4 protein-coding genes and 1 pseudogene are annotated in these 3,229 nt (G+C 64.4%); all 5 read right to left on the reverse strand.

Going from position 1 to position 3,229, the window contains the following annotated elements:
- A partial coding sequence (locus tag ACKWJN_RS13980; protein ID WP_408597877.1) for a DUF2788 domain-containing protein occupies positions 1-102 on the reverse strand: 102 nt, incomplete at its 3' end.
- Positions 103-108: 6 nt separating this feature from the next.
- Positions 109-888 (reverse strand): DUF2189 domain-containing protein, encoded by a 780-nt coding sequence (locus ACKWJN_RS13985; protein WP_408597871.1) that lies wholly within the window; start codon positions 886-888, stop codon positions 109-111.
- A gap of 4 nt (positions 889-892) precedes the next feature.
- Positions 893-1,843 (reverse strand): Bug family tripartite tricarboxylate transporter substrate binding protein, encoded by a 951-nt coding sequence (locus ACKWJN_RS13990; RefSeq protein WP_408597873.1) that lies wholly within the window; start codon positions 1,841-1,843, stop codon positions 893-895.
- A 98-nt stretch (positions 1,844-1,941) separates the two neighbouring features.
- A complete protein-coding gene (locus ACKWJN_RS13995) occupies positions 1,942-2,949 on the reverse strand; it encodes a Bug family tripartite tricarboxylate transporter substrate binding protein (RefSeq protein WP_408597875.1) in 1,008 nt (335 codons plus the stop codon).
- Positions 2,950-2,964: 15 nt separating this feature from the next.
- Positions 2,965-3,229 (reverse strand): annotated as a pseudogene (locus ACKWJN_RS14000) (CDP-6-deoxy-delta-3,4-glucoseen reductase); the annotation flags it as partial.

Consider the following 3,229-nt stretch of genomic DNA (forward strand, 5'->3'; position numbering starts at 1 on the left):
CTTGGACTCACGCGCCAACGCGTAAATGATGAACAGCATGTAGAGCATGAAGCCCCCCACGCCAAAGGTCAGGCCAAATTGGGCGAATTGTTCTTCGGTCATGCCCGCTCAATGCGCGTCCGGGTCATGGCCGACCAAATCGCGGTAGGCATGCCAACTGGCGTGTCCCAGCATGGGCACCACCGCCAGCAACCCCAAGAAGGCAGACCCAATGCCCAGTGCGGTGAACAAACACAGCAGCGCCGCCCACAGCGCCATGGCCAAGGGGTTGAGCGCCACCACCCGCCAGCTGGTGAGGATGGCTTGCTGCAAGCTGAGGGTGGGATGGTCCAGCAAGAGCGGCAAGGTGATCACGGTCGAAGCAAACATCGGTGCTGCCAGCAGGGCGCCCATGAACAACCACAGCTCAAACAAACCGAAGTTGGGTTGCAGCACCACCAGTCGCACAAAGTCGGCGGGTGAGTACACGCTGGCAGGCAACCACCCATGAATCAGTGCGGCAGAACACAGCAGCCAGCCACCACTGGTGAGTGCCAGCAGCAGGCCAAACTGGCGCAGTCGGCGGTCGCCGCTGAACCAAATGCGAAACGCGTGGGCCACGCTGGCCTCTTCGCCGCGCTCCAGGCGGCGGCTGATGTCGTACAGGCCCGAGGCGAGCAAGGGGGCGATGGTCATGCACACCGACAGCATGGCGGCCAGCCACCAAAACGCATGCCGTGCAAACCAAAACATGGCGCCGCCGATGACGGCCAAGATCACGCCATGTGTCACACCGGCCGTGGGGCAACGCTCCATGTCGCGCCACGCCAGAGCCAGCCATTGCAAGGGTCGCAGCAGTTCCACTTCGCGCACCAGCAGCTCGGGGGGACGTGGGCTGGGGGTGTTCATGCCGTCAGTCAACTTTGGCGCCGCTGCTCTTGACCACCCGTTCATAGGCCGACAACTCAGACGCCATGAACTGGCCAAAGGCCTGCGGTGTGCTGGGCGCGGGCTCGGCCATCAACACGGCAAAACGTTGTCGTGTCTCAGGCGCGTTCAAGGCTTGGGTGAAGGCGAGGTTGAGGCGCTCAATCACTGCTGTGGGCGTGCCTGCGGGTGCCACCAGGCCCCACCAGGTGTCGACCGAAAAGTGGCTGAGTGTCTCGGCCACGGCGGGCACATCGGGCATGTGGGGGCTGCGTTGGCGCGTGGTCACGGCCAGTGCCAGCAATTTGCCACTCTTGATGTTGGGGGCTGCGGTGGCCAGGTTGTCGAAGTTGAAATCGACCTGGCCCGACAGCAACGCCAGCTGCGCGGGGTTGCCCCCGTTGTAGGGAATGTGCACCGCAAAAATCCCGGCGCGGGCTTTGAACAATTCACCCGCCAGGTGCCCGGCGCTGCCGTTGCCACCCGAGCCAAAGTTGAGTTGCCCCGGATGGGCGCGTGCGTAGCGCAGCAAGTCGGCCAGCGAGGCAATCTGCAAACGTTGGGCGGTGGCGGCGTTCATCACCAGCACGTTGGGCACGCGCAGCATTTGGGTGATGGGCGCAAAGTCGCTGGCTGCGTTGTAGGGCATGCGGCTGTAGAGCCAGGGGTTCACCGCATGGGTGGCGGTGGCGGCAATGCCGATCACCGAGCCATCGGGCGTGGCCTTGGCCACGGCGTCAGCGCCGATGTTGCCGCCAGCGCCTGGGCGGTTGTCGATGATCACCGGGCCCAAGGTGTCTTTGACGCGCTCGGCCAAGGCGCGTGCCGTCACATCAATCGGGCCGCCTGCGGCGTAGGGCACGATCAAGCGGATGGGCTTGGTGCTGGGCGCTTGGGCCATGACCGCCATGGGCAGCAGCAGGGCGAGCAGCCACATGAGCTTTGAGCGTGCTTGAAGAGGCTGTGGTGGGTGCTGTGGGTGCGTGCGCGCAATGGTGTGCAGGCGAGGGCGCGCGGTGTGAAACACAAGCCGCCTCAGTCGATGCGTGCGCCCGAGCGCTGGATGATGGGGGCCCATTTGGCGGACTCTTGGGCAATCAATTGGGTGAACTGCTCAGGCGTGCCGCCCACCGGGTCGAGGCCCGCATTCTTCAAGCGTTCGCGCACAGCCGGGTCGTTCAAGGCGGCGTTGAGTGCGCTGTTGATGCGATCCACCACGGCACGTGGCGTGCCTGCTGCCACCAACACGCCATTCCAAGCCAGCGCTTCAAAGCCTTTGAGCTCAGGCACGCCGCTCTCGGCCACGGTGGGCACATCGGGCAGCAGGGCATAGCGGTGCGCGCTGGTGACGGCCAGGTACTTCAAGCGGCCTTGTTTGACCTGTGGGGTGAGCGCGGTGGGCACCGAGGCCATGAGCTGGGTTTGCCCCGCCACCGTGGCCAGCACGGCTGGCGGGCTGCCGTTGAAGGGGATGTGGACGGCAAAAGTGCCCGTGACGGCCTTGATGTATTCCATCGTCAGGTGCGAGGCACTGCCGTTGCCCACCGAGGCGAAGTTGTATTGGCCGGGGTGTTGCTTGAGCAGGCTCACCAATTCACGCATGGTGTTGGCGGGGAACTCAGCATTGGCGGCAATCACATTGGGTTGCGAGGTGGTGATCATCACCGGCTGCAAGTCGCGCAGCGGTTGGTAGGGCAGCTTGGGGTAGAGGTGCGGGCCAAAGGCCAGCGGCCCGTTGTACGACATGACCCAGGTGTGGCCGTCGGGCGCCGATTTGGCCACCTCGGCGGTGCCCAGCGTGCCACCTGCTTGGGGTTTGTTGTCCACCACCACGGCCTGGCCCAGGTGGTCTTTGAGGCGCTCTTGCATGGCACGCGCAATCACGTCCAGCGACGAGCCCGCAGGTGCCACCACCACCCAGCGGATGGGCTTGTTGGGAAAGCCCTGGGCCCAGCCACTGAGCGAAGCCATGCCCACGGCCCAAGCGATGAGCAGACGAGCCAGAGTGCGTGAGCGGGTGCGAGCGTGCAGTGGGTAGGGCATGACGTGTGGTGCAGATTAGGCGGTAACTTTGTCGGCCGCCGAGGTGAACGAGTCTGCATAAAACTCGTCGCTGGGCAAACCCGCTGCGGTGTAGGCGCTGCGCGCCGAGTCCACCACGATGGGCGCACCGCAGGCATACACCTGGTAGTCGCTCAAATCGGGGGTGTCTTGCAACACCGCTTGGTGAACAAAGCCTGTTCTGCCAAGCCACGCGTCTTCAGGCAAAGCGTCAGAGATCACGGGCACATAGCGCAGGTTGGGCATCAAGGCCAGTTGCGCT

This window comes from Limnohabitans sp. (genome assembly GCF_046052825.1).
GTDB lineage: Bacteria > Pseudomonadota > Gammaproteobacteria > Burkholderiales > Burkholderiaceae_C > Limnohabitans.